Raw genomic sequence first — 24,017 nt, 5'->3', positions numbered from 1 at the left:
CCCCTTCGGACCCCGACCCGGCGTGGCAGTTCGGGCACGCATCATGGTCCACGCGGCCTCGCCCGAGGAAGTCTCTCGGGCACAGTGAGTGCCTCGACTTCCTCCCATCCGTGATGTCTTGGGACCGCTGCCGAATCGTCCTCTAGAGGATCAAGCGCGCCGCCTGCGGCGGCGCGGTGCTGCCCCGGTTGGGCGGCCGAGGCACGGCGGGATCGCAGGGCCGGGCTCGTGGCGCTGCGCGCGGCTGGCGCCGTGCTCGACCACGGCCCGTCCCCGCTTCCGCCGGCCTCCGCCGCCGGTCCGGAACGCAGGCGCCGCCGCGGGCGCGTTCGATCTCCGGGAGGACTACTCAGCCGACGGACCCGCAGCCCAGCCGGACGAGATTGCCGCTCGGGTCGGTGACACGGAACTCGCGCATGCCCCACGGTTCGTCCACGACCTCGGAGGCGGGGACGCCGGCATGCACGAACTCCCGCCGGAGGTCGTCGACCGCGGTGACGTGCAGGTAGCAGCCGGCCCGGTTCGTCGACGGATCGACGTCCGGAAAGTGCCCCAGGTGGATCACCTCGGCGCCCTGATGACGAACGAACGCGTAGCCGCCCCCGGCGTACTCGTCGACCGTGAGGTGCGGGACTCGGGACCAGAACTCGACGACCTCCGCCATGTCCCGCGCCGGCAGGATCGGCACCGCCACCACGTGATCGGCCATGGGCCTACCTTGCACCCGCCGTCAGACCTCACGCGAGCAGGAATGAGCGGGGCGCTCGCCGCCCCCGCACCCCAGGCGACCTCCGGGGAGGGGTGGGTCTCCCCGCCGGCCACCGCGAGGGCGTAGCACACCAGGGGCCGGGGCCCAGGTCGTTCAGCGCGTCGGGTGCTCCACCTGGACCCCGGCCCCTGGCGCGCTCCGGGAGGACCTGGCCGACGGGGAGACCAGGGACCCGGCTGCGCGTACGCGGACTATTCACGGGCGAGCGCCAAGATCGCTGACGTCGTGGCAGGTCAGGCCCACAACGGGCGCGCACTGTGAATCCGTCGCGCAAGCTTCCCAGGTTCGAGTCCTGGACCCGCCACACCAGGCCCGTTCCCTCGCTGACCAGCGAGAACGGGCCTTCTTCATGATCTGGGTCATGTTCTGATCCCAATCGAGGCGGTGCTCGGGGTTGCCACGAGGGGCCCGGGACGAGGACAGTCACGGGGCAGCTGGATCGCCGCCGTCGGTCATGCGGACCTTCGGCTTCAGTGCACGACCCGATCAGGGGCTTGGGCACTCCTAGGAATGCGACCTGCACACCCATCCGGCTCCACCGCGACACCGCGCTGAGCCGTGCACCCAGTCGCCGTCACGACGTTGCTCCTCGGCGCGTCGGGACGGTTTCCCGAGCGTGTGGCATCGACCGCGACGCTCGGGACCGTCGTGCCCACCACTGCCCGCAGGGGGATCGGTGGTGGGCACGACCGGGCAGGCCCCACGAAGGCAGGACACCATCACCTCTCCCGCACCCGAGCCCACACTTTCCGAGCACGTCGATCGCCAGTGGCTCGACCGACTCGTCGACCTCCAGGTGCTCGCCACCCACGGCGACACGGCCGCGGCGCTCCACCTGGAGAGTTGGCTTGCGCACGACCAGGAAGCGCGCGAGTTGTGGAACAGCATCGCGCAGGTCTGCCAGCAGCTCCGTCCCGACGGCGGAGCGGCCTGATCGCGGTGGACGGCCGACACGTCGCCGCCGACCTCCTCGATCTCGTCGGTGAAGGAGTCGGTGCGCTGCTCATCTCGTCGGTCGCGCTCCTGGACACCGCTCTCGGTGGACACCGGGGAGGTCCGCAGCTGCGGGCGGTTTCCTCACGGGGGGACGGCGAGACGTCCGGTTCCCGCCGCTCGCGCCGGGAATGCTCCGTCCCGTGCCCTGCGTGGCGAGACCCGGCGACGTCGTGGCGATCGAGCAGCTGATCGCCCTGCACGGACACCTCGTCGACGACCGCGAGCTGCACCGGCTCGGCGAGCTCTTCACGAACGACGCGGTCTACGACGTGTCGGCGCTCCGCGCTGACTCACCGCGCGCCGCGACGGGGTGCCGTGGCTCGTAGAGCCCCAGCGATGCTCCGCTGGGCAGGCGGATGGTCGTGAGCAGCCCCCAGCCCTGGTCGCTCACGCCACCCTCGACCGCGATGCCGCGCCCGCCGAGGTCGGCGACGGTGGCCTCGATGTCGTCGCACATCAGGTACAGCTCGTGCTGCGGCGCACCGTCGGTGGGGTGCACCGCCACCTCTGCCGGCGGCAGCCCGAGGATCAGCCAGCCGCCCCCGGCGTCGACGGACGGCGCTCCGCGCAGGATCTCGGCGAGCGCCGCCCGGTCCGCCTCGGCGTCGGCGGTGTAGAGGATCGCGTGCGCACCGATGATCATCGCGGGAGCTCGGTGAGCGAAAGGTTGTTGCGGTCCGGGTCGAGGAACCACGCGATCTTCGCGCCGCCGGGCGCGATCCACACGCCGCGCTCGTCCTGGCCCATGCCCTCGTAGCGGGTGAACGCCACGCCGCGGGCGGCGAGCTCGTCGACCGTCGCGGCGATGTCGTCGACCGCCCAGCCGAGCACGGTGTAGGGCGCAGCGGCCGGCTCGCCGACCGCGGTGATCCGCAGCATGGTGCCGCCGACGTCGGCGACCAGGGCGAACGGGCGCTCGTCGACGAGCTCGAGGCCGAGGACCTCGCCGTAGAAGCGGTGGGCGGCGTCGAGGTCGGCGACCCCGACGAAGCCCATGAGCCGGCCCGATGCCGACAGCGTGGTCATCGGGTCAGCATGCTCGGCGGCGCAAGCGGGTCTTCGTGATCTCGGCCGGACGGTCCAGCCCAAAGGTGACGTGCGGGGAGGAACCGCTCGGATCACGGAGGATCTCTGGTCGGCGGTGTCCGGCGCTCGCATACTCCCCGTCATGACGCCGGGGGAAGCTCGCTGGTTCGAGCTGCCGGTGTCGCGCTGGTCCGATCATGTCGCCGCGGCCAACCTGCAGGTCAGGGCACGGTCGACGCGGCGGGAACTGGTCCTCGCGGCCGCCCGCCGGTTCGCCACGCAGGGCTACCACCTGACCACGCTTGCGCAGATCGTCGCCGATGGCGGGCGCACGAAGGGCGCCCTGTTCTTCCACTTCGAGTCCAAGGCCGCCCTGGGCCGGGCCGTCGTGGACGAGACCCTCGCGTCCTGGGACGACATCGCCGAGCGCATCGCGGCCCGCGATCTCGACCCGCTGCGCGCGCTGCTCGTCGTCTACGACGCCCAGATCGCGCGCCTCATGCACGACCCCGTGGTCCAGGGCGGTGTGCGCGTGCTGCGGGAGGACCCGGGCCTGCAGACCGACCGCCACAAGTGGGTCGAGGTGTGGCGCGCCGAGAGCGAGGTCCTGCTCGAGCGCGCCCGCGCCGCCGGGCTGCTCATCGAGGGCGCCGACCCGGCGGCGACCAGCGCGACGCTGCTCTCGACGATCGTCGGGCACCACCTGCTCGCCGAGGCCCAGCCCGACGGGCCGACGGTCTGGGAGCGCATGTCGGCGACCTGGCTCGGACTCCTGCCGACCATCGCCGCGGGTTCCTGGCTCGGGCGCTGGGTGACGTCGGGGTGGACGGAGCGCCCCGGACCGGACGGCGACGCCTACGCGCGGGCGCGGCGCCCCGCGGGCTAGCTCCGGGCGTCTCAGGTCGCGGCGAGGCGCGTCGCCATCTCGTCGACGGCCGAGCCCTCGAGGGCCGCGAGGCCGCTGGCGCGCCCGGTGGTGACCAGGAGCAGGTCGCCGGACGGTCCGCGCAGCTCGCGGTCGCCCGCGCCGGAGGACCAGTCGGCGTCCGTGGCGACCAGACGCAGGCCCTCGAGGCGCTTCGGCGCGCCGTAGAAGGAGGCCCCGACGGCGTACTCGAGGGCCGGCACCACGTGCGCGGGCGGCATGGGGTGCGCGATGGCGAGCGGTCGGGTCAGGTCCTGCCCGTGGACGAGGATGTCGACCAGCGGATCGCGCGGCTTCGCGCCGAACGGCCGCCGCGTCCAGTCGGCCGACTCGCGGAACTGGGCCGCGAGCTCGGCGGGGGAGTAGCGCGCGGCGTGCGCCCGTGCGGCACGGTCGATCATCTTGTTGATGTCGAAGCCCGCGGTGACGACACCCCACATCGCCTGGATCGGGGTGATGCGCGAGGTCAGCGCGAGATGTGCCACGAGGATCTTCACGGTCCAGCCCGTGCACAGCGACGGCTCCCGCCACTGTTCGGGCTGCAACGCGTCGATGACGTCGGCGAGCCCGCGGCGCTCGGCGGTGATGTCGGCCTGCAGCTCGGCGGCGTCCACGACGTGCTCCCGGGGGTCGGCGGGAGTCGCCGACAGTAGCGCTACCGGTGGTCCAGGTACATCGTCATCCGGACCGTCGTCCCGCCGTCCCGCGTGCTCTGCATCCGGACCAGGTCGCAGAGCCGGTGGGTGAGGAACAGGCCGTACCCCCGGCCGTCCTCCGGCCCGGGCGGGTGGCGGCCGACGAGCGGGTCCGCGATGTAGCCGGAGTCCTGGACCTCGACGACCACGCGGTCATCGGTGTGCCAGAGGGAGAGGATGCCGGGCCCCTCGGTGTGCACGACCGTGTTGACGGCGACCTCGTGCACGGCCAGGCACAGGTCGGCGAGACGGTCGGCCCCCAGCCCGGCGGCGGCGGCGTGCTCGGCGACGGCCCGCCGGACGGTCCGAGGCCCGTGCGGGGCGGTGTAGACGAGGGTCTCGCCCATGTCGGGCGCGTCGGGGAAGGGGCCGGCCACGGCCTCGGCCAGCTTGAGCGGGTCGGCGAACGTCGCGTTCGGCACCGTGTCGCCGGCCTCGACGAGCAGCGGGTGCGCGGCGCGCACGTCGGCCGCGGTGTCGGTGTCGAGGCGGCGCGTGTCGTAGGGACAGAGCATCGTGACCGGACGGTCGGCGAAGGCCACGTTGGTCAGCGCGTCGTGCTGGAGGTGCGCCGCGAGCTCGTCCTCCGGCCGGCCGGGCCACAGGCCCTCGCCGACGGCGCGGATACGGCGGCCGGGATACTGGTCGGCGAACCCGTGCAACGCCGGCACCAGCCGGGCCGGGTTGCGCCCGAGACGCCGGGCCTCCTGCAGGACGACACCGGGGGCGTCCCCGCCGAGCCCGTCACGGACGAGGTCGAGGTGCGCATCGGGCAGGACCACCACGACGACGTCCTCGGCCTCGAGGCCCGCGCGCACGTGGTTCACCACACCGGCGACGAGTCCCTCGTCGTCGTCGTAGAGCAGCGCCGCGTGCTCGAAGCCGGACTCCGTGGAGCCACGGCGGTGACGCCCGATCGTGTCCGACGACCTCACCCCCACCACCACCCGTACCGATGGTGTCTCACCCCGCGACAGATCGATCCTGTCCTGGCGGTGCGCTCGCGGGACAGCGGGTTCCGCCGAGCGGGGCGGGGTGTGCGGCGGGCGGTCGAACGAGGTGTGGGCGAGGGGTCACTCTGCGTGGACGACGGTGTCAGACGGCGTCCTCGCCGCGTTCTCCCGTCCGGACGCGGGTGACGAGTTCCAGCGGAGCGACCCACAGACGCCCCTCAGGGTGGACGGCCGTCGCGACCTCGGTGAGGACCCGTTCCACGAGATCGTCGTGGACGATCGTCTCGATCCGCAGGCAGGGTGCCAGGTCGTCGAGGACCACGGCGCCGCGATGCACCTCGCGGTGACCGTCCGTACTCGGACCGCGGACCTCCGAGATCGTCATCCCCAGCACCGCGTGCCGCTCGAGGGCCCGGCGCACGCCGTCGATCGCGTGGGCCGGCACCATCGCGTGCACCATCTTCACGGCGTGCGCTCCCTCGTCCGGGTCGGCGTGACGCTACGGCCCCGCGAGCTCCGGGGCGAGCGCTCCCTAGGCTGCCGCGGTGCCTGCGCAGAGCTCCCCGGTCGTCCTCGTCCTCGGCGGTCGCAGCGAGATCGGGGTGGCGCTCGCGTGCCGGCTCGCGACGACCGGCCGCGCCGGCACGGTCGTGCTCGCCGCCCGCCGCGCCGACGACCTGGCGGCCGAGACCGCGGCGGTGCGCAGCAGCGGCGCCACGGTGGCGACCGTCGAGTTCGACGCCGACGACCTCGCCGCCCAGGGCGCCGTGCTGGACGCCGTCGAGGCCGAGCACGGAGCGCCGGACACGGTGGTCGTCGCGTTCGGCGTGCTCGGCGACCAGGCCCGGGCCGAGCGCGACCCGGCCCACGCCGCGGCGGTCGTGCACACCGACTACGTCGCGCAGGTCGCGGTGCTCACCGACGTCGCGGCGCGGATGCGGGCCCGGGGGCGTGGCGAGATCGTCGTGTTCTCGTCGGTGGCCGGGGTGCGAGTCCGTCGAGCCAATTATGTCTACGGTTCGGCGAAAGCGGGCTTGGACGGCTTCGCCTCCGGGCTGGCCGACGCCCTGCACGGCAGCGGGGTGCACCTCACGCTCGTGCGCCCGGGGTTCGTCGTCGGGCGGATGACGGCCGACAGCGGGCTCGACCCGGCGCCGCTGTCGTCGACGCCGGGTCAGGTCGCCGACGCCACCGCCGACGCCCTGACCGCGGGCCGCGACGTCGTCTGGGTGCCCGGCGCCCTGCGCGTGCTCTTCACCGGGATGCGCCTGCTGCCCCGCTGGGCCTGGCGCCGCCTGCCGCGGTAGCGCACCTCAGCGGTGGGTGATCCCCGCCGAGGCGCCGGGGGCGAGCCGGGGGCCGGTGGCCGGGACGTCGCCCAGCGCGTCGTCGATCGCGGCGAGGGTGTCGGCCGAGAGCTCGATGCCGGCGGCCGCGGCGTTGGCGTGCACCTGCTCGGGGCGGGACGCGCCCACGATCGCCGACGCGAGCTCGGGGCGCCGCAGCACCCACGCCAGCGCCATCTCGGCCATCGACAGCCCCGCGCCCTCGGCGACCGGGACCAGCCGCTGCACGGCCTCGAGCGTGTGGTCGGTGAGCTTCTGGCGGATGAAGCCGTTCATCTCGTCGCTGGCCGCCCGCGAGTCGACGGGGACCGGCTCGCCCGGGCGATACTTCCCGGTGAGCACGCCCTCCGCGATCGGCGACCAGACGATGTTCGAGATGCGGTGCTCGGCGGTCACGCCGAAGACCTCGGCCTCCGGTGCGCGCCAGAGCATCGAGTACTGGGGCTGCGATGACACGATGGTCACGTCGTCGGGGCACGCCTCGAGGCCGGCGCGGATCTGGTCCGGGGTCCACTCGCTGACGCCGAGGTAGCGGGCCTTGCCGGAGCGCACGACCTCGGCGAGGGCCTCCATCGTGTCCTCGATCGGCGTCTCGGCGTCGAAGCGGTGGCACTGGTAGAGGTCGACGTGGTCGGTGCGCAGGCGGGCGAGCGACGCGTCGATCTGCTTGCGGATCTGCGCCGGCGACAGGCCCCGGTCGGTGTCCGACATCGGGAAGTAGACCTTCGTCGCGAGCACGTAGTCCTCGCGCCGGTAGTCGGCCAGGATGCGGCCCCAGGCCTCCTCGGCGGCGCCGCGGCCGTAGACGTTGGCGGTGTCGAAGAACGTGATGCCGGCGTCGAACGCGGCCCGCGTGCACGCCGCGGTCGCGTCGGCCTCGACGCCGCCGGAGTAGGTCAGCCAGGAGCCGAGGGAGATCTCGGAGACCTGGAGGTCGCTCGAACCGAGCTGGCGGAAACGCACGTCCGCCACCGTAGGCGCCGACGTCGGTGACGGCGTGCGCAGAGATCGACACTACCGGTGACCGGAAGCGCAGATCCGATCGGCGCACCGCATCGACCGGTCGAAGCACGTTCCTGTGGCCGGCGTGTGAATTCCTGCGACACCGGGTTCCGCCGGTCGGTACCACTGGCACGATGGTGGCACGAGCTTGCGAGAGGCCCCGACGCCGGACGGCACTGCTGCCGCGGACGTCGTGCGGGTCCTCGCCGTGTGTGAGCCATGCCGACCGCCGTAGGGGTTCCGTGAACGTGTTGCTGGCGCCGTTGCGCCCACTGGCCGACGTTCTCGACCTGACCGCGGAGGCCGTCGCCGCCGTGGGCACGGTCTCGGTGACCGCCCTGGGGCTCGCCCTGGCGCGGCACAGCGAGACGTCGGAGCAGCGCCAACGCCTGCAGGTCGTGGCCCGGCCCGGGGAGCGCTGAGGGCGCTCAGGAGTCGCGGCGCGCGCGCAACGCCTCGTTGAGCGAGCGGAGCTCGTCGCGGATCTCGGTGAGCAGCCCGGGGATCTCGTGGCTGCGCTCCCAGTGCGGGGTGACGTCGATGCCCAGATCGCTGATCTCGCGCTCGTAGAGCTCCGCGAGCAGTGTGCGGTACGGCTCGTCCGGCACGGTGCCGTTCTCCCAGCGCGAGAGCTGGCTCTTGAGACTCGAGGCGCTGGCGACGTCGACGTTCCCCTGGTGCGCGAGCTCCTTCAGCCGCGCGACGGCCGTGGTCTGTGACCAGCCTCGATCACGGCGGGCCTCGCGGAGTGAAACCACGTCGTCACAGTAGACGACCGCCCCATCGCACGGGCCTCGTCGACGCAGGTCTCAGCGTTGCCGCGGCGAGCGCGACGCCCGTTTGGGGGCCGGCAGCCGGGACGAGCGGCGGACGGGACGCGGCGTCGCGGCGCCGCCGGCCTCGGGAGCGGGCTGGTCCGCGACCGCCTCGGCTTCGACCCCCTCCACCACCGCCTCGTTCCGGGGGCGCGCCTCCTCGCGGGGTGCCGACACGAGCGGGCGGATCGGCTCGACGGTCGCCCGGGCGCTCGACCGCGCCGGGCGCAGGACGCGGCGGCTGCCCGGCGAGCTGCCCTCGACCGTCGCGGGGGCGTCGTGACGGTCGAGGAACGCGCACAGCCGCGCCCACGTCGTGTCCTTCGCGGACCGTCCGGTGAGGACGCCAAGGTGGCCGCCCGGCGCGGTCGTCAGGCGCGTCTCCGTGCCCCGCAGGCGCCGCGCCCCCGCCCGCACGGCGCGGGGCGGCACGACCCGGTCGCTCTCACCGGCCACGAGCAGGACGGGGCGGTGCACGTCGGCGAGATCGACCACGCGGTGCCCGACGGGGATCCGGCCCGCCGCGAGGTCCTCCGGCGCGACCATGGCGCGGAAGAACGTGCCGACGAGGCGGGCCTGGTCGCCGATGAGCGCGCGGAGGTCGTCGACCGCCTCGAGCTGGGCCAGGAACTCGCGGTCGTCGAGCCGGACCACCATGGTCAACGGCGCGGTCAGCAGCTCGTCGAGTGACCCGAGACCCAGGGCCTTCAGCAGGCGCGGCAGCGGCATGAGCGCGAGCAGGGTCTGCGCCGTCGCGAGCACCGGTCCGCCGGCGGCCACCGCCAGCGGGCGCGCCCGCACCACCGGGGGCACCTCGTCGAGCTCGAACGGTGTCGCGATCGCCGTCACCGAGCCCAGCGGCAGGCGCGGGTGCGCGGCGGCCGCGAGCACCGCGTGCAGCCCACCCATCGACCAGCCCACGAGGTGCACGGGCGCGCCGTCGTGGTGCTCGCTGACGGTGCGCACGACGTGCGGGAGGATCTCGTCGACCCAGCGCTCGAGGTCGGCGGGCCCGGGCGAGATCGAGCCGCCGTGGCCGACGAGATCCTCGTCGTCGATCTGGTAGACCGACCGCCCTTCCCCGACGAGGTGCTCGACCAGGCTGTTGCCGCGCCGCAGGTCGAAGCCGACGCCGCACGCGCCCAGCGGTGAGACCAGCACGACCGGCGAGCCCCGCAGCCGCGCGCTCGGGTGCACGGCGTAGCGGTAGGTGCTGACCGACCCGGCCCGCACGAGGCCGTGCGCCCGGCCCAGGTCGCCGCCGGGGTCGCCGGGACCGGTGTCGAACGCCGAGCGGGGCATGCGCCGCAGGTCGGCGAGCGGCCCCTCGAGGACCCGGGCGCGCATGTTGCCGACAGCGCGCCACGCCCCGGCCGGGGTCAGGATCACGGGCCCTCCTCGTGCGTCCGCCGAGCGCTCGTGAGCCTAGGTCTGGTGGACGACGCCCGCCTCCTGCAGCTTCGCGATCCGGTCGCGGTCGAGGCCCCAGTCGGCGAGCGCCTCGGCGGAGTGCTGGCCCGGCGACGCGGGCGGGTTCGGCGTGCCGCTGGGCGTGCGGCTGAACCGCGGCGCCGGGGCCGGCTGCCGCACGCCGAACGCGTCGACGTGCAGGCCGCGCGCCACGTTGTGCGGGTGCGCGGCGGACTCCTCCATCTCGAGCACGGCCGCGACGCACGCGTCGGTCGGCTCGAGGTCGGCGGCCCACTCGTCGCGGGTGCGCGTCGCGAACACCTCGGTGAGCCGCGCCCGGAACTCCGGCCAGCGCGCCATGTCCCACTGGTGCGCGGCGATGTCCTCGCCGTCGAGCCCGAGGCCGCTCATGAGCGCGGCGTAGAACTGCGGCTCCAGCGCGCCCACCGCGACCCATCCGCCGTCCGAGCAGCGGTAGCTCTGGTAGAACGGCGCGCCGCCGTCGAGGATGTTGCCGCCGCGGGGGTTCGGCCAGGCCCCGCCCGCGCGCAGCCCGTAGACCATGGCCATCTGGATCGCGGCGCCGTCCACGATCGCGGCGTCGACGACCTGGCCCCGGCCCGAGATGCCCCGCTCCACGAGCGCGCCCAGCACGCCGACCACCAGCAGCATCCCGCCGCCACCGAAGTCGCCGACGAGGTTGATCGGGATGGCGGGCGCGCCGTCCGGTCCGGCCATGTGCGCGACGACCCCGGCCGTCGAGAGGTAGGTCAGGTCGTGCCCGGCGCGCGAGGCCTGCGGGCCGTCCTGGCCCCAGCCGGTCATGCGGCCGTAGACGAGGCGCTCATTGCGCGCGTGGCAGTCGTCGGGCCCGAAGCCGAGCCGCTCGGCTACCCCGGGCCGGTAGCCCTCGAGGAGCACGTCGGCGCCCTCGACGAGGTCGAGCAGCACCGCGAGGCCCTCGTCGCTCTTGAGGTCCAGGGCCACCGACCGCCGGCCCCGTCCGAGGACGTCCTTGCGCGGGTCGCCCAGCGAGAGCCCGCCGCCGGAGGGCCGGTCGACGCGCAGCACCTCGGCGCCCATGTCCGCGAGCATCATCGCCGCGAACGGCCCGGGGCCGATCCCGGCCACCTCGATGACCTTGACGCCGTCCAGCACACCCATGGGGCCCTCGTCCTCCAAGTCGTCTCGGGATCGACGGCGAGCCTACGAGACAGTCAGGGCTGACGGTATGGGTGCGCGCGGGTTGGGGGCGGCGAGGCCGTCCGCCCCGGCCCCGGAAACACGAACGGCGCTCTCGCTGCTTCGCAAGCAGCGAGAGCGCCGTTCGTTCCGAACAGGCACGCGCAGCCGGACGCGCCGGCTACGCCAGCGGGGTCACTCGCCGCGCAGCGACTGCCCCTTCTCGGCCTTCTCGACGAGCGAGGCCGGCGGCTGGAAGCGGTCGCCGTAGGCCTTGGCCAGGATGCGGGCGCGCTCGACGAACCCGGGCAGGCCGCCGGGGTAGCCGTCGATGTACTGCGCGACGCCGCCGGTCCAGGCCGGGTAGCCGATGCCCATGATCGAGCCGATGTTGGCGTCGGCGATGGTGTGCAGGACACCTTCGTCGAAGCACTTCACGGTCTCGAGGGCCTCGGCGAAGAGCATGCGCTCCTGCATGTCCTCGAACGGCAGGTCGCCCTTCGCGGCGCCGAACTCCTCGGTCAGGCCGGGCCACAGGCGGGTGCGCTTGCCCGACTCGTCGTAGGAGTAGAACCCGGCGCCCGAGGAGCGGCCCTTGCGGCCGAGCTCGACCATCCGGTCGACGATGGCGTCGGACGGGTGCCCGACCCACGTGCCGCCGGACGCCTCGACGCCCTTGCGGGTCTCCTCGCGGATGTGCTGCGGCAGCGTCAGCGTGAGCTCGTCCATCAGCTGCAGCGGCGGGGCCGGGTAGCCGGCCTGCGACCCGGCCTGCTCGATCGACGACGGCGCGGCGCCCTCGCCCAGCATCGCCACGGCCTCGTTGATGAACGTGCCGATGACGCGGCTGGTGAAGAACCCGCGGCTGTCGGAGACGACGATCGGGGTCTTCTTGATCTGCAGGGCGATGTCGATCGCCTTGGCCAGTGTCGCGTCGCTGGTCTTCTCGCCCTTGATGATCTCCAGGAGCGGCATCTTGTCGACCGGCGAGAAGAAGTGCAGGCCGACGAAGTCCTCGGGCCGGTCGACGCCGGTCGCGAGATCGGTGATCGGCAGCGTCGAGGTGTTCGAGCCCAGCACCGCGTCCGGCGCGAGGTGCGGCATGATCTCCGCGAAGACCTGCTTCTTGAGGTCCGGGCTCTCGAACACGGCCTCGATGACGAGGTCGGCGCCCGCGGCGTCCTCGGGCTTCTCGGTGGGCGTGATGCGGGCGAGGACCTCGTCGGCCTTCTCCTGCGTCGACTTCCCGCGCGAGACGGCCTTGTCGAGGATCTTCTTCGAGTAGTCCTTGCCCTTGTCGGCGTTGGCCTGGGCGACGTCCTTGAGGACGACCTCGAGGCCCGCCATCGCGCACGAGTACGCGATGCCCGCGCCCATCATCCCGGCGCCGAGCACGACGACCTTGCGGGCGCTGTGCAACTCATAGCCGTCGGGGCGCGAGGCGCCCTTGTTGATGGCCTGCAGGTCGAAGAAGAACGCGCGGGTCATGTTCGTCGACACCTGGCCGCAGGCGAGCTCGGCGAAGTAGCGCGACTCGATCTTGCCGGCGTTGTCGATGTCGACCTGCGAGCCCTCGACGGCCGCGTCCATGATCAGGTACGGCGCGGGCATCGGGGCGTTCTTGAGCTGCTTGCGCAGGTTGGCCGGGAATGCCGGGAGGTTCGCGGCGAAGCTCGGCGTCGACGGCGTGCCGCCGGGGATCTTGTACTTCTTCTCGTCCCAGGGCTGGATCGCCTCGGGGTTGTCCTTCACCCACTGCTTGGCGCGGGCGATCAGCTCGTCGGGGCTGTCGACGACCTCGTGCACCAGGCCGGCCTCGAGGGCGGCCTTCGGGGCGCGCTGCTGACCCTGCAGCAGCACGTTCATGAGGCCGTCGGCCAGGCCGAGCAGGCGCACGACGCGCACGACGCCGCCACCGCCGGGCAGCAGGCCGAGCGTGACCTCGGGCAGCCCGATCTTCGAGCCCTTGGCGTCGAGGGCGATGCGGTGGTGGCAGGCCAGCGCGATCTCGAGGCCGCCGCCCAGCGCCGCGCCGTTGATCGCCGCGACGACCGGCTTGCCGAGGGTCTCGAGGCGGCGCAACAGGCCCTTGATCTGCTGCGACTGGTCGAAGACCTTCTGCGCGTCGGCCGTCGTGTACTTCACGAGATCGTCGAGGTTGCCGCCCGCGAAGAAGGTCTTCTTCGCCGAGGTCAGCACGACGCCGGTGATCGAGTCCTTCTCGGCCTCGAGACGCTTCAGCGTCTCGGCGAAGTCCTCGCCCCACTTGGCGCTCATCGTGTTGGCCGAGGCGGTCGGGTCGTCCATCGTCAGCGTGACGATGCCGTCCCCGTCGGCCTCCCACCGGAACATGTTCTCGGACACTGCGCTACTGACTCCTTGATCGCTGGTCGATGACGTTCCGGGGGTGGCTCAGACCCGCTCGATGATGGTCGCGACGCCCATGCCGCCGCCAATGCACAGCGTGACGAGGGCGCGGCGCAGGTCGCGGCGCTCGAGCTCGTCGACCATGGTGCCGACCAGCATCGCGCCGGTGGCGCCCAGCGGGTGGCCCAGCGCGATGGCGCCGCCCGCGACGTTGGTGCGCTCGTGCGGGAAGTCGAGGTCCTTCATGAGCTTCATCGGCACGGCCGCGAACGCCTCGTTGATCTCGAGGAGGTCGATGTCGGCCATGGTCATCCCGGCCTTGGCCAGGACCTTCTCGCAGGCCGGCGTCGGGCCGGTGAGCATGATCGTCGGGTCGGCGCCGGAGACGGCCGTGCCGACGATGCGGGCGCGCGGGGTGAGGCCGTTCTGCTTGCCGGCTTCCTCGGTGCCGAGCAGCACCAGCGCGGCGCCGTCGACGATCCCGGAGCTGTTGCCGGGGTGGTGCACGTGGTTGATCGCCTCGACCCAGTGGTACTTCTGCAGCGCCACCGCGTCGAAGCCGCCCATCTCGCCGATGCCGGCGAACGACGGCTTGAGGCCCGACAGGCCCTCGAACGTGGTCTCGCGGACGTGCTCGTCGTGGTCGAGCACCACGAGTCCGTTGCGGTCGACGACCGGGACGATCGAGCGCTCGAAGGCGCCGTCGGCCCAGGACTTCGCGGCGCGGGTCTGCGACTCGAGCGCGTACGCGTCGACGTCCTCCCGGCTGAAGCCCTCGAGCGTGGCGATGAGGTCGGCGCCGATGCCCTGCGGCACGAACGAGGTCTCGAAGTTGGTCTCCGGGTCCATCGCCCAGGCGCCGCCGTCGGAGCCCATGGCCACGCGGGACATCGACTCGACGCCACCGGCGACGATCATGTCCTCGAAGCCGGAGCGCACGCGCTGGCCGGCCTGGTTCACGGCCTCGAGGCCGGACGCGCAGAAGCGGTTGAGCTGGACGCCGCCGACGTGGTCGGGCAGGCCCGCGGCGATCGCGGCGGTCTTCGCGATGTCGCCGCCCTGGTCGCCGATCGGGCTGACGCAGCCCAGGACGACGTCCTCGATGCGGTCGGGGTCGAGGTCCGGGTTGCGCTTGCGCAGCTCGTCGATCAGCCCGACGACCAGGGACACCGGCTTGGTCGCGTGCAGCGACCCGGCGGCCTTGCCCCTGCCGCGCGGGGTGCGGAGGGCGTCGTAGATGTATGCCTCGGTCACGGAATGGGTCCCTTCGCGGGGGCGACTGCTCTCAACAGTCAAAGTAGACTGTTTGGCTCTCGTGTCAACGTGCGCGTCGGCGCCTGTTACTGGCGAGTAGGGTCACACGGGTCTCGTTGACAGCCTGCCAACGACTCGCGAGGGTGACGGGGTGATACTCCCGCGCCCCGACGACCAGGACCCCGACTACGACGTGCTCGTGGTCGGCTCCGGCTTCGGCGGGTCGGTCACCGCGCTGCGTCTGACCGAGAAGGGTTACCGGGTCGGGGTGCTCGAGGCGGGTCGCCGCTTCGCCGATCACGAGTTCCCGGCGACGTCCTGGCAGCTGCGCGACTACCTGTGGGCGCCGTGGGTCCGCTGCTTCGGCATCTTCCGGGCGACCCCGCTGCGCGACGTCCTCGTGCTCTCCGGCGCGGGCGTCGGGGGCGGCTCGCTGGTCTATGCCAACACCCTCTACCGGCCGCCGCCGGCGTTCTACGACGACCCGCAGTGGGCCGGCGTCACGGACTGGGCCGACGAGCTCGATGCCCCGTACGACCAGGCAGCCCGCATGCTCGGCGCCACCACCTATCCCCGCGTCTCCCCGTCCGACGCCGTCATGCGCGACGTCGCCGAGGAGATGGGTGTCGGCCACACCTACCGGGCCGCCGACGTCGGCGTGTTCTTCGGCGCGGCTCCGGGCGACGAGGTGCCCGACCCGTTCTTCGGCGGCGCCGGGCCCGCCCGCCACGGGTGCCTGCACTGCGGCGAGTGCATGACCGGCTGCCGCCACGACGTCAAGAACACGCTGGTCAAGAACTACCTGCACCTCGCCGAGGCGGCGGGTGCGCGGGTGCACCCGATGACCACGGTGACGCGCATCCGCCCGCACGACGGCGACGGGTCCGGCGCTTCGGGCTACGACGTGGAGGTCCGGCGGACGGGACGCCCCGGCGGGCGGCGGACCCTGCGCGCGCAGCAGGTCGTGGTCGCGGCGTCGGCGCTCGGCAGCCAGCGCCTGCTGCACCGGCTCCGCCGCGCCGGTGACCTGCCGCGCATCTCCGCGCGGCTCGGCGAGCTCTCGCGCACCAACTCCGAGGCGATCCTCGCCGCGCGCACCGAGGCCCCGGGCGCCGACTACACCCGCGGCGTCTCGATCACGTCCTCGATCCACCCCGACGCGCACACCCACGTCGAGCCGGTGCGCTACGGCCGCGGATCGAACCTGCTGGCGCTGCTCTCGGCCGTGCTCGTCGACGGGACGACGGCGCCCGGGGACGCGACGCTCGGCGTCCGCGGGCCCAGCTGGCGGCGGATCGCGGGTGAGGTGCTGCGGTCCCGGACGACGTTGCGCGCCTTGCACCGCCCGCGGCGCTGGGCCGAGCAGTCGATCGTGCTGCTCGTGATGCAGACGCTCGACAACTCGCTGACGCTGACGCCCCGGCGGTTCCTCGGCGGGCTGCGCTCGCGTCCCGGCGACGGTACGCCGAACCCCGCCTGGATCCCCGCCGGCCACGAGGTCGCCCGCCGAGTGGCCCGCCGGATGCGCGGCTTCCCCGTCGGCGCGAGCTCGACGTTGGTGAACCTGCCGGTCACCGGCCACTTCCTCGGCGGCGCGGTGATCTCCGAGACCGCCGACACCGGGGTCGTCGACCCCTACCACCGCCTGCACGGCCACCCCGGGGTGCACGTCGTCGACGGGTCGACGGTGCCGGCGAACCTCGGGGTGAACCCGTCGCTGACCATCACCGCGCTGGCCGAGCGGGCGATGTCGCTGTGGCCCAACCGCGGCGAGCCCGACCCCCGCCCGGCGCCGGGTGCGGGCTACCGCCGCGTCGCGCCCGTCGCCCCGCACCACCCCGCCGTGCCGGCCGACGCCCCCGGGGGCCTGAGGATCGATCTCCCGACCCCGACGATCGGAGTGCCGACGTGAGCACCTACCCGCCCGAGCCGTGGACGCTCGTCGGCCGCATGGACCTGTCGACCTTCCTCGTCCCCACCGCGGACCTGCCGACCGCCACCTGGCCCGACGGCTGGCGGCCGCTCTCGCCGGGCGGGCACACGCCGGTCGGCGCCGCGTGGGTGGACTACGCCCCGGGCGGGGCCATGAGCTACCGCGAGCTGCTCGTGGCCGTCGCCGGGCGCGTGGGCGTCCGGGTCCGCCCGCACATCGTCGCGATCTGGGTCGACAGCCCGGCGTCCCGCGACGGCGGCCGCGAGCTCTGGGGCATCCCGAAGGGGCTCGCGTCCTTCGTCGGGTTCGACGAGGGCGCGCCGTCGATGACCGTCGAGGGCGCCGAGCGCCCCGCGGCCCGCGCGCGCCTGCGTCGCGGCCCGGTCCTCCCCGGCCGCCCGCGGACCGCCTTCACCCTCGCCCAGGACCTCGACGGCCGCCGCCGCGAGAGCCCGGTGAGCAGCCGCGCCGGCCTCGGGTCGCTGCACGCCGACTGGACCTTCGACGTCGAAGGGCCCCTGCAGTTCCTCGCCGGGCGGCGCCCCGTCGTCTCGGCGACCCTCCACGACTTCGCCATGCTCTTCGGGATGACGCCGGCGGACCGTGCCGTGTCCGAGGAATGCGGCTTTCCTGGCGTCTCACGCCAGGATCGCCACACGCTCGGTTCCGCGACACGCCGATGAGCGCGCCCGCCCGCGGCCGGCGCCTCGACCCCGACGCGCGCCGTGAGGAGATCGTCGCCGGCGCCCTGCGGCTGTTCGCCGAGCAGCCCTACGCGGCGGTCTCGACCACCGACCTCGCCCGCGAGGCCGGCGTCGCGCGCGGGCTGATCAACCACTACTTCGGCACCAAGCGCGACCTCTACCTCGAGGTGGTGCGCCGGTTGACGACGATCCCCGAGGTCGCGGTGGCCGGGCTGCCGACGGGCCCGGTCGACGTCCGCGCCGGCGCGGCCGTGGACTGGTTCCTCGACGCCGTCGACCGCCACCGCGGGCTCTGGCTCTCGGTGGGGACGGGCGCGGCGGGGGACGTCGACGTCGACGCGATCCTCGCCGAGGCCGACGAGATCGCCGCCGACCGCGTGCTCGCGGCCCTGGCGCCGGACGCCCCCGACGACCCGTACCGCGCCCGCGTCCGCTCGTTCTTCGGCCTGGTCCGGTCGGCGTCCCGGGAGTGGCTGGTGCGGGGCACGCTGGACCGCGCCGGGACGCGCGCCCTGCTCGTCGACGTCCTGCTGACGGTCCTGGACCACCCTGCCCGCCCAGACAGTCAGGTTTGACCGTTCGCGTCCGCGGCGGCACGATCGTCGGCGACACGGTGACCGGGAGGACGACGGGAGGGCCCGGATCGTGAGCACCCGTTCGACCACGGAGCCGGAGCGCCGGTCCCGCGAGCAGCGGACGTCCGACAGCCGCACCCGCATCCTGGACGCCGCCGTGGCCTGCCTCGTCGAGTCGGGCTACGCGGGCACCACCACGCTGACGATCCAGAATCGCGCGGGCGTCTCGCGTGGTCGCCTGCTGCACCACTTCCCGTCGAAGGAGAACCTCCTCGTCGCCGCGGCGCAGCACCTGGCGACCAGCCGGTTCGCCGCCGACGGCCTCGCCCGCGTCGACCTGCCGACGGCCGACGTCGACGCCGGCGCGCGGCTCGACCGCGCCGTCGAGGTCATGTGGTGGACCTACCAGCAGGCGTACTTCTGGGCCTCGGTCGAGCTCTGGACCGCGGCGCGCACCGACAAGGCGCTGGCCGAGGCGCTGCTGCCCGCCGAGCGCCGCCTGGGGGCGGCGATCCGCCAGACGACCGACGCGTTCTTCGAGGACTACGCCGATCCCGAGCAGGCCGCGCTGCTGCGCGAGACGCTGCTGACCAGCATGCGCGGGGTGGCCCTGACCTACGGCTTCGACCCGCGCGACCCGCAGACGGACCCGCACCTCGAGCAGTGGAAGCAGCTCGCCCGGATGATGCTGCTGCCCGAGGGCGGGCCGGCCGCTACAGCAGGGACTTGAGCGTCCCCAGCGACGCCTTCACGGTGTCGTGGTCGGGGTCGAGGGGCTGGATGTTGAGCTGGGTGACCCCGGCCGCGGCGAACTCGCGGACCTGGGCGGCGACCTCGTCCTCGCTGCCGATCAGCGACACGGCGTGGACCAGCTCCTCGGGCACCTTCTCGGCCGCCTCCTCCTTGCGGCCGGACAGGTAGAGGTCCTGGATCTCCGCCGCCTCGGCCTCGAACCCGTAGCGGGCGGCGAGGTCGTTGTAGAAGTTCTTGCCCTTGGCGCCCATGCCGCCGACGTAGAGCGCGAGCTGCGGACGGACGTGCTCGCGCAGCTTGCCCGCCCCGGGCCCGACGGCGAAGGGCACGTTGACCGAGGTCTGCAGCTCGCCCAGCGCTGGGTCGCGGCGGGCCTTGCCGGCCTCCAGCGAGGAGCCCCAGACCTCGTGCGCCCGTCCCGGGTGGAACCAGATCGGCTCCCAGACCTCGGCCAGTTCGGCGGCCAGCTCGACGTTCTTCGGCCCGATCGCGGCGAGCATGACCGGGATCTGCGCGCGCACCGGGTGGTTGATGATCTTCAGCGGCTTGCCGAGTCCGGTGCCCTGCTCCGGGGGCAGCGGGATCGTGTAGTGCTTGCCGGCGTACTGCACCTTCTCGCGGCGCCACACCTGCCGGCAGATCTCGATGATCTCGCGTGTGCGCCCGACCGGGGCGTCGTAGCGGACGCCGTGGAAGCCCTCGATGACCTGCGGCCCCGACGCGCCCATCCCGAGCACGAAGCGGCCGTCGGAGACGTAGTCCAGCCCGGCCGCGGTCATCGCGGTCAGCGACGGGGTCCGCGTGTAGATCTGGACGATCCCCGACTCGATGTGCAGCCGCGACGTGCGCGCCGCGAGGTACCCGAGCTGGCTCACCGCGTCGAAGCTGTAGAGCTCGGCGACGCTGACGGCGTCCAGCCCGATCTCCTCGAGCTCGACGAGCTTGTCGACCGTCTCGTGGAAGCCGCCCTGCGCGTACGCCAGGCCCATCCCGATCCTCATCCGAGCACCACCCGCCCGATGATCTCCTTCATGATCTCGGTGGTGCCGCCGTAGATCGTCTGGACGCGGGTGTCGAGGTAGGCCTTCGCGACCGGGTACTCCTTCATGTAGCCGTAGCCGCCGTGCAGCTGCAGGCAGGAGTCGATGACCTCCTTGGCCGTCTCGCTCGACCAGTACTTGGCCATCGAGGCGTCCGCGGGCCCGAGCTTGCCCTCGTTCAGCTCGGTGATGCAGCGGTCGACGAAGGCGCGGGTGACGGCGAGCTTGGTCGCCATCTCGGCGGCCGAGAAACGCACCGTCTGGAGCTTCGCGAGCGGCTTGCCGAACGCGGTCCGCTCCTTGACGTACTTGACGGTCTCCTCGAGCACCTTCTCCGCGCCCGCGATGGCGCCGACGGCGATCGAGAGCCGCTCGCGGGGGAGGTTCTGCATGAGGTAGATGAAGCCCTTGCCCTCCTCGCCGAGGAGGTTCGTCGCGGGCACGCGCACGTCGGTGAACGCCAGTTCGGCGGTGTCCTGGGCGGACATGCCGATCTTCTCGAGGTTGCGGCCACGCTCGAAGCCGGGCGTGTCGCGCTCGACGACGATGAGGCTGAAGCCGTGGGCGCCGGCCTCGGGGTCGGTCTTGCAGACCACGATCACCAGGTCGGACATGATGCCGTTGGTGATGAACGTCTTCTGCCCGTTGATCACCCACTCGTCGCCGTCGCGGACGGCGCGGGTCTGGATGCCCTGCAGGTCCGAACCGGTCCCGGGCTCGGTCATCGCGATCGCCGAGATCAGCTCGCCGGTGCAGAACCGCGGCAGCCAGCGCTGCTTCTGCTCCTCGTTCGCGAGCTCGATGAGGTACGGCGCGACGACGTCGTTGTGGAGCGAGAAGCCCAGGCCGCTCGTGCCGGCCCGCGCGACCTCCTCGGTGACGATCCACTGGAAGCGCAGGTCGGGAGTGCCCCCGCCGCCGGACTCCTCCGGGACGTCCATCGCCAGCAGGCCGGTCTTCCCGGCCGCCTGCCAGACCTCCCGGCTGACGTGGCCTTGCTTCTCCCAGTCCGCGTGGTGGGGCGCCGCCTCCTTCTCGAGGAAGTCCCGCACCATCTCGCGGAAGTCGTTGTGCTCGTCGGAGAAGATCGTGCGCTCCACCGGCTGGCCCCTCCTCGTGAAACGTCGGGACGCCGTCGTGCGCCCGCGGCCCTGCTGGTCCGGCCAGCGTGGCCGGACCGACCGGTAACAGTCAAGCCTGACTCTTCCGTGATTCCGTACCACCGGTTACGGTCGCGCCTGCCCTGTGGCGGGCGTCACCGATCGTCCGTTTCTTCCGGTTCCCCTGTGGAGGTCCCCCGTGCCGTTCCGCCTGACCGACGTCGTCCGCCAGTACGTGAGCACGCCGGATCTGGTCGCGATGACGTTCGAGGGGCAGAACACCACCTACGCCGAGCTCGACCGGCGTGGCGGGCTCGCCGCCCGGGCGATGGCCGCCGACGGCGTCGGCGCCGGGGCGCGGGTCGTCTGGCTGGGCAAGAACCGCCCGGAGTTCTTCGACCTGCTCTTCGGCGCCCCGCGCGTGCGGGCCGGCACGGCGCCGCTGAACAACCGGCTCACCCAGGACGAGCTGATCGCGATCATCGAGGACTCGGCCGCGCCGCTGGTCGTGCTCGGACCGGACTTCGCGGGGATGCGCGACGACGTCGGGAAGGTCCACGCCGTGCAGCGCGTGCTCGTCGTCGGCGAGGACTACGAGGACTGGCTCGCCGCGTCCGGCGAGGTGCTGGACCCGCCCGACGACGCGCAGGACGACGACTGCGTCCTGCAGCTCTACACCTCGGGCACCACGGGCCTGCCCAAGGGCGTCGTGCTGACCCACACCCAGTTCGCCGCCCTGCTCTCCGTCGGCGACCACTGGGGCTTCGACACCGAGTCGGTCGGGCTCGTCGCGATGCCGCTGTTCCACATCGGCGGCTCGGGCTTCGCGCTGGTCTGCCTGTCGTTCGGGGCGCGGTGCGTGCTGATCGCCGACATCGTCCCCGACCAGCTGCTCGCCACGATGGCCGACGAGGGCGTCACCAACGCCTTCCTCGTGCCCGCCGTGCTGCAGTTCCTCACCCAGGTCCCCGGCGCCGCGGACAAGGACTGGTCGAAGCTGCGCGCCATCGCCTACGGCGCCTCGCCGATCACGAGTGCGGTCCTCCAGCGCGTGCTCGACACGTTCCGGGCCCCGCTGTTCCAGGTCTACGGCTCGACCGAGACGACCGGTGCGATCTGCCAGCTCGACCCCGACGACCACGACCCGGACGGCCCGCGCGCCCACCTCATGCGCTCGGCGGGCAAGGCCTACCCGTGGGTCGAGCTCAAGGCCGTCGACCCGGCCTCCGGCGAGGACGTCCCGCAGGGCACGGTCGGTGAGATCTGGATCCGGTCCTCGCAGGTCACGCCCGGGTACTGGGCGCGCCCGGAAGAGACCGCGCAGGCGCTGGAGGGCGGCTGGTTCCACACCGGCGACGCGGGCTACCTCGACGAGGAGGGCTTCCTCTTCCTCACCGACCGCATCAAGGACATGATCGTCACCGGGGCGGAGAACGTGTACCCCATCGAGGTCGAGAACGTCCTCTCGGAGCACCCCGACCTCGCCGACGTCGCCGTCATCGGCGTGCCCGACGAGCGGTGGGGCGAGACCGTCAAGGCGGTCGTCGTCGCGCGGGAGGGCGCCGAGATCGACACCGACGCGCTGCTCGAGTGGGCCAAGGAGCGCATCGCCGGGTTCAAGCGGCCTCGGTCGGTCGACGTCGTCGACGCGCTGCCCCGCAACCCCTCCGGGAAGATCCTCAAGAAGGACCTCCGCAAGCCCTACTGGGAGAACGCCGAGGGCCGCCACATCGGCTGAGACCGGCGCCCGCGACCGGAGCAGCAACCGCTTTCGTCCACACGCGCGTCGCGTCGCGTGCCCTCGCTGAGGTGGCTCCCGGGCCCGACAGCGTGCACGCTCTCGTGCCGTGGTCGACACACCGGAGGCAGAGCGGGCTCGGGAAACGCACGACGCCGTCGCCGCCCGAGCCGAGGTCCACCTCGACGCGACCTACGACAACGCCGCCCTCACGGTCTTCCGGACGGCCGAGTGGGTCCCCCTCGCCTACCGCCAGGCCTATCTCGAGGGCGCGGCGAGCGTCCTCGGCGACGCCTCCCTCACCGAGTCCTGAGCCGCCGCCGGCCCACGCCGGCGAGGGCGCCCGATCGAGGACCGACGGCAGTGCCGCGCGCCGCCGCCGTCCCGAACTCAGGGTTCATCCGCACAGCGAACCGCAGGTACGATCCGCGACACTGGTCGACCAGACGGCCCGGTTCGCGGGCTGTGCTGCCTGCGGAGGTCCGCCGCCGCGCACGCCGCCGCTGCCTGCAACCTGCCCCACGAGGCGAGGAGGGCGCGGTGCGCTCCTGTGATGCGCAACTGGTCGCGGCGCTGCGCACCACGGCCGACGAGCTGGCCCAGACCCGTAGCGTGCGCGACCCCGACCGGACGCTCGCGCACATCGTGCTGGCGGCCGTCCGCGCCGTGCCCGGCGCCGACGACGGCGGCATCAGCGTCCGGCGGGGAGACACGGTGGTGGCGTGCCACCCGACAGCGCCGCACGTCGCCGAGCTCGACCGGTTGCAGGGCGAGCTGGACGAGGGACCCTGCATCACGGCCCTCGAGGACGCCTCGCCGGAGGGGGTCGTCGTCGCCGCGGACCTCGACGGTGTGGACGCCGGGCGCTGGCCCCGCTTCGCGTCGGCGGCGGTGGCCGCCGGCGTCCGCGCGATGCTGTCCACCCGGGTGTCCATGGACGGCGACGCGGTGGCGAGCGTCAACCTCTACGCCTCGCGACCCGGGGTGTTCGACGACGCCGCGCAGCTCCTCGCCGGCCTGGTGGCGGCCCAGGGTGCCCTGCTGCTCCACGGCAGCCACCACGCGGCGCTGCTGACGGAGGCCGTCGAGAACCGCGACGTCATCGGGCAGGCCAAAGGACTGCTCATGGAGCGCTTCCATGTCGACGACGAGGAGGCCTTCCGCATGCTCAAGTCGTCGTCGCAGGAGACGAACCTCAAGCTCGTCGACGTCGCGCGGTGGATGCAGCAGGAAGCGCGTGACGCCGCAAGGACGTCCCGGGCGAGCCACAGCACGTCCGCCTGAGCCGCCGTGCGCGCGGATCTCCCGTGCTGAACCGATCCAAGAGCCCGCCGGGTGTTTCCGCACCTCGGAGCCGGGGCACGCTGGTGTCAACCGGCCGCGCGGACGGAGCTTCGGGGGCTCCGGCGCAGCCTTTCCGAGAGGCCGGTCCCA

The 24,017-nt window shown here is 73.1% G+C and carries 26 protein-coding genes and 1 tRNA gene; 13 read left to right on the top strand and 14 right to left on the bottom strand.

The window, feature by feature from the left end; genetic code table 11:
* Positions 1–349: 349 nt before the first annotated feature.
* Positions 350–709, bottom strand: coding sequence for a bleomycin resistance protein (locus tag QSK03_RS04505; RefSeq protein WP_285648766.1), 360 nt, complete (start codon positions 707–709; stop codon positions 350–352).
* Between the two features lie 285 nt (positions 710–994).
* Between QSK03_RS04505 and QSK03_RS04500 the strand changes: the two genes are divergently transcribed.
* The 3 genes from QSK03_RS04500 to QSK03_RS33100 all read left to right on the top strand — a co-directional run bounded on the left by QSK03_RS04500 (position 995) and on the right by QSK03_RS33100 (position 2,091).
* Positions 995–1,078, top strand: a tRNA-His gene (locus tag QSK03_RS04500).
* Positions 1,079–1,448: 370 nt separating this feature from the next.
* A complete protein-coding gene (locus QSK03_RS04495) occupies positions 1,449–1,703 on the top strand; it encodes a hypothetical protein (protein ID WP_285648765.1) in 255 nt (84 codons plus the stop codon).
* 190 nt (positions 1,704–1,893) lie between these two features.
* Positions 1,894–2,091: a nuclear transport factor 2 family protein gene (locus QSK03_RS33100; RefSeq protein WP_352231943.1), complete on the top strand. Its 198-nt coding sequence runs from the start codon at positions 1,894–1,896 to the stop codon at positions 2,089–2,091.
* On the opposite strand, the gene QSK03_RS04490 is transcribed toward QSK03_RS33100, so the two are convergent.
* Positions 2,028–2,408, bottom strand: a complete 381-nt coding sequence (locus QSK03_RS04490) for a VOC family protein (RefSeq protein WP_285648764.1) — start codon at positions 2,406–2,408, stop codon at positions 2,028–2,030. The genes QSK03_RS33100 and QSK03_RS04490 overlap by 64 nt on opposite strands.
* Complete coding sequence (locus QSK03_RS04485; RefSeq protein ID WP_285648763.1) at positions 2,405–2,791, bottom strand: VOC family protein; 387 nt, start codon at positions 2,789–2,791, stop codon at positions 2,405–2,407. Before QSK03_RS04485 ends, QSK03_RS04490 begins: the two co-directional genes overlap by 4 nt.
* 142 nt (positions 2,792–2,933) lie before the next feature.
* Here QSK03_RS04485 and QSK03_RS04480 point away from each other — a divergent pair, with 142 nt between their 5' ends.
* Positions 2,934–3,677, top strand: coding sequence for a TetR family transcriptional regulator (locus QSK03_RS04480; protein ID WP_285648762.1), 744 nt, complete (start codon positions 2,934–2,936; stop codon positions 3,675–3,677).
* An 11-nt stretch (positions 3,678–3,688) separates the two neighbouring features.
* On the opposite strand, the gene QSK03_RS04475 is transcribed toward QSK03_RS04480, so the two are convergent.
* From QSK03_RS04475 to QSK03_RS04465, 3 genes are all read right to left on the bottom strand, one after another.
* Positions 3,689–4,330 carry a maleylpyruvate isomerase family mycothiol-dependent enzyme gene (locus tag QSK03_RS04475; RefSeq protein WP_285648761.1) on the bottom strand — a complete coding sequence of 214 codons (642 nt, stop codon included), beginning with the start codon at positions 4,328–4,330 and terminating at the stop codon, positions 3,689–3,691.
* Positions 4,331–4,371: 41 nt separating this feature from the next.
* The gene (locus tag QSK03_RS04470; RefSeq protein WP_285648760.1) at positions 4,372–5,346 is read right to left on the bottom strand and encodes an anti-sigma factor RsbA family regulatory protein; all 975 of its coding nucleotides are present in this window, start codon (positions 5,344–5,346) and stop codon (positions 4,372–4,374) included.
* A 160-nt stretch (positions 5,347–5,506) separates the two neighbouring features.
* Positions 5,507–5,824 (bottom strand): P-II family nitrogen regulator, encoded by a 318-nt coding sequence (locus tag QSK03_RS04465; RefSeq protein WP_285649240.1) that lies wholly within the window; start codon positions 5,822–5,824, stop codon positions 5,507–5,509.
* A gap of 85 nt (positions 5,825–5,909) precedes the next feature.
* On the opposite strand from QSK03_RS04465, the gene dprE2 reads away from it, so the two are divergent.
* Positions 5,910–6,671, top strand: a complete 762-nt coding sequence (dprE2, locus tag QSK03_RS04460; RefSeq protein WP_285648759.1) for a decaprenylphospho-beta-D-erythro-pentofuranosid-2-ulose 2-reductase — start codon at positions 5,910–5,912, stop codon at positions 6,669–6,671.
* A gap of 6 nt (positions 6,672–6,677) precedes the next feature.
* On the opposite strand, the gene QSK03_RS04455 is transcribed toward dprE2, so the two are convergent.
* Positions 6,678–7,673: an aldo/keto reductase family protein gene (locus QSK03_RS04455; RefSeq protein WP_285648758.1), complete on the bottom strand. Its 996-nt coding sequence runs from the start codon at positions 7,671–7,673 to the stop codon at positions 6,678–6,680.
* A 281-nt stretch (positions 7,674–7,954) separates the two neighbouring features.
* Between QSK03_RS04455 and QSK03_RS04450 the strand changes: the two genes are divergently transcribed.
* The gene (locus QSK03_RS04450; RefSeq protein WP_285648757.1) at positions 7,955–8,134 is read left to right on the top strand and encodes a hypothetical protein; all 180 of its coding nucleotides are present in this window, start codon (positions 7,955–7,957) and stop codon (positions 8,132–8,134) included.
* 6 nt (positions 8,135–8,140) lie between these two features.
* Here the strand turns inward: QSK03_RS04450 and QSK03_RS04445 are convergent, their stop codons facing one another.
* From QSK03_RS04445 to QSK03_RS04425, 5 genes are all read right to left on the bottom strand, one after another.
* Positions 8,141–8,470 carry a helix-turn-helix domain-containing protein gene (locus QSK03_RS04445; protein WP_285648756.1) on the bottom strand — a complete coding sequence of 110 codons (330 nt, stop codon included), beginning with the start codon at positions 8,468–8,470 and terminating at the stop codon, positions 8,141–8,143.
* A 51-nt stretch (positions 8,471–8,521) separates the two neighbouring features.
* Positions 8,522–9,916: an alpha/beta fold hydrolase gene (locus QSK03_RS04440; protein WP_285648755.1), complete on the bottom strand. Its 1,395-nt coding sequence runs from the start codon at positions 9,914–9,916 to the stop codon at positions 8,522–8,524.
* Between the two features lie 36 nt (positions 9,917–9,952).
* Positions 9,953–11,101, bottom strand: coding sequence for a CaiB/BaiF CoA transferase family protein (locus QSK03_RS04435; RefSeq protein ID WP_285648754.1), 1,149 nt, complete (start codon positions 11,099–11,101; stop codon positions 9,953–9,955).
* Positions 11,102–11,314: 213 nt separating this feature from the next.
* A complete protein-coding gene (locus tag QSK03_RS04430; RefSeq protein WP_285649238.1) occupies positions 11,315–13,471 on the bottom strand; it encodes a 3-hydroxyacyl-CoA dehydrogenase NAD-binding domain-containing protein in 2,157 nt (718 codons plus the stop codon).
* 60 nt (positions 13,472–13,531) lie between these two features.
* Complete coding sequence (locus tag QSK03_RS04425; protein ID WP_285648753.1) at positions 13,532–14,740, bottom strand: acetyl-CoA C-acetyltransferase; 1,209 nt, start codon at positions 14,738–14,740, stop codon at positions 13,532–13,534.
* Positions 14,741–14,894: 154 nt separating this feature from the next.
* On the opposite strand from QSK03_RS04425, the gene QSK03_RS04420 reads away from it, so the two are divergent.
* From QSK03_RS04420 to QSK03_RS04405, 4 genes are all read left to right on the top strand, one after another.
* The gene (locus tag QSK03_RS04420) at positions 14,895–16,652 is read left to right on the top strand and encodes a GMC family oxidoreductase N-terminal domain-containing protein (protein WP_502872135.1); all 1,758 of its coding nucleotides are present in this window, start codon (positions 14,895–14,897) and stop codon (positions 16,650–16,652) included.
* Entirely contained in the window at positions 16,649–17,356 is a 708-nt protein-coding gene (locus tag QSK03_RS04415; protein WP_285648751.1) for an acetoacetate decarboxylase family protein, read from the top strand. Before QSK03_RS04420 ends, QSK03_RS04415 begins: the two co-directional genes overlap by 4 nt.
* Positions 17,353–17,952, top strand: a complete 600-nt coding sequence (locus tag QSK03_RS04410; RefSeq protein ID WP_285648750.1) for a TetR/AcrR family transcriptional regulator — start codon at positions 17,353–17,355, stop codon at positions 17,950–17,952. Before QSK03_RS04415 ends, QSK03_RS04410 begins: the two co-directional genes overlap by 4 nt.
* A gap of 70 nt (positions 17,953–18,022) precedes the next feature.
* Complete coding sequence (locus QSK03_RS04405; protein ID WP_285648749.1) at positions 18,023–18,682, top strand: TetR/AcrR family transcriptional regulator; 660 nt, start codon at positions 18,023–18,025, stop codon at positions 18,680–18,682.
* Here the strand turns inward: QSK03_RS04405 and QSK03_RS04400 are convergent.
* On the bottom strand, positions 18,666–19,706 hold the full coding sequence (locus QSK03_RS04400) for an LLM class F420-dependent oxidoreductase (RefSeq protein WP_285648748.1): 1,041 nt from the start codon (positions 19,704–19,706) through the stop codon (positions 18,666–18,668). The genes QSK03_RS04405 and QSK03_RS04400 overlap by 17 nt on opposite strands.
* The gene (locus QSK03_RS04395) at positions 19,703–20,845 is read right to left on the bottom strand and encodes an acyl-CoA dehydrogenase family protein (protein ID WP_285648747.1); all 1,143 of its coding nucleotides are present in this window, start codon (positions 20,843–20,845) and stop codon (positions 19,703–19,705) included. The genes QSK03_RS04400 and QSK03_RS04395 overlap by 4 nt, the downstream gene beginning before the upstream one ends.
* Before the next feature lie 199 nt (positions 20,846–21,044).
* Between QSK03_RS04395 and QSK03_RS04390 the strand changes: the two genes are divergently transcribed.
* From QSK03_RS04390 to QSK03_RS04380, 3 genes are all read left to right on the top strand, one after another.
* Positions 21,045–22,583, top strand: a complete 1,539-nt coding sequence (locus QSK03_RS04390; protein ID WP_285648746.1) for a long-chain-fatty-acid--CoA ligase — start codon at positions 21,045–21,047, stop codon at positions 22,581–22,583.
* 109 nt (positions 22,584–22,692) lie between these two features.
* Positions 22,693–22,896 carry a hypothetical protein gene (locus QSK03_RS04385; RefSeq protein WP_285648745.1) on the top strand — a complete coding sequence of 68 codons (204 nt, stop codon included), beginning with the start codon at positions 22,693–22,695 and terminating at the stop codon, positions 22,894–22,896.
* A 227-nt stretch (positions 22,897–23,123) separates the two neighbouring features.
* A complete protein-coding gene (locus QSK03_RS04380) occupies positions 23,124–23,867 on the top strand; it encodes a GAF and ANTAR domain-containing protein (protein ID WP_285648744.1) in 744 nt (247 codons plus the stop codon).
* Positions 23,868–24,017 lie beyond the last annotated feature (150 nt).

It is taken from the genome of Actinomycetospora sp. NBRC 106375 (assembly GCF_030269665.1).
GTDB lineage: Bacteria > Actinomycetota > Actinomycetes > Mycobacteriales > Pseudonocardiaceae > Actinomycetospora.
The sequence above is the reverse complement of the archived record's forward strand: the minus strand, read 5'-3'. Positions and strand labels throughout refer to the sequence as shown.

Coding starts and splice junctions, on each gene's coding strand:
- QSK03_RS04505 (WP_285648766.1), bottom strand. CDS start 709: ATGGCCGATCACGTGGTGGCGGTGCCGATCCTGCCGGCGCGGGACATG.
- QSK03_RS33100 (WP_352231943.1), top strand. CDS start 1,894: ATGCTCCGTCCCGTGCCCTGCGTGGCGAGACCCGGCGACGTCGTGGCG.
- QSK03_RS04490 (WP_285648764.1), bottom strand. CDS start 2,408: ATGATCATCGGTGCGCACGCGATCCTCTACACCGCCGACGCCGAGGCG.
- QSK03_RS04485 (WP_285648763.1), bottom strand. CDS start 2,791: ATGACCACGCTGTCGGCATCGGGCCGGCTCATGGGCTTCGTCGGGGTC.
- QSK03_RS04480 (WP_285648762.1), top strand. CDS start 2,934: ATGACGCCGGGGGAAGCTCGCTGGTTCGAGCTGCCGGTGTCGCGCTGG.
- QSK03_RS04465 (WP_285649240.1), bottom strand. CDS start 5,824: ATGGTGCACGCGATGGTGCCGGCCCACGCGATCGACGGCGTGCGCCGG.
- QSK03_RS04435 (WP_285648754.1), bottom strand. CDS start 11,101: ATGGGTGTGCTGGACGGCGTCAAGGTCATCGAGGTGGCCGGGATCGGC.
- QSK03_RS04430 (WP_285649238.1), bottom strand. CDS start 13,471: ATGTTCCGGTGGGAGGCCGACGGGGACGGCATCGTCACGCTGACGATG.
- QSK03_RS04410 (WP_285648750.1), top strand. CDS start 17,353: ATGAGCGCGCCCGCCCGCGGCCGGCGCCTCGACCCCGACGCGCGCCGT.
- QSK03_RS04400 (WP_285648748.1), bottom strand. CDS start 19,706: ATGAGGATCGGGATGGGCCTGGCGTACGCGCAGGGCGGCTTCCACGAG.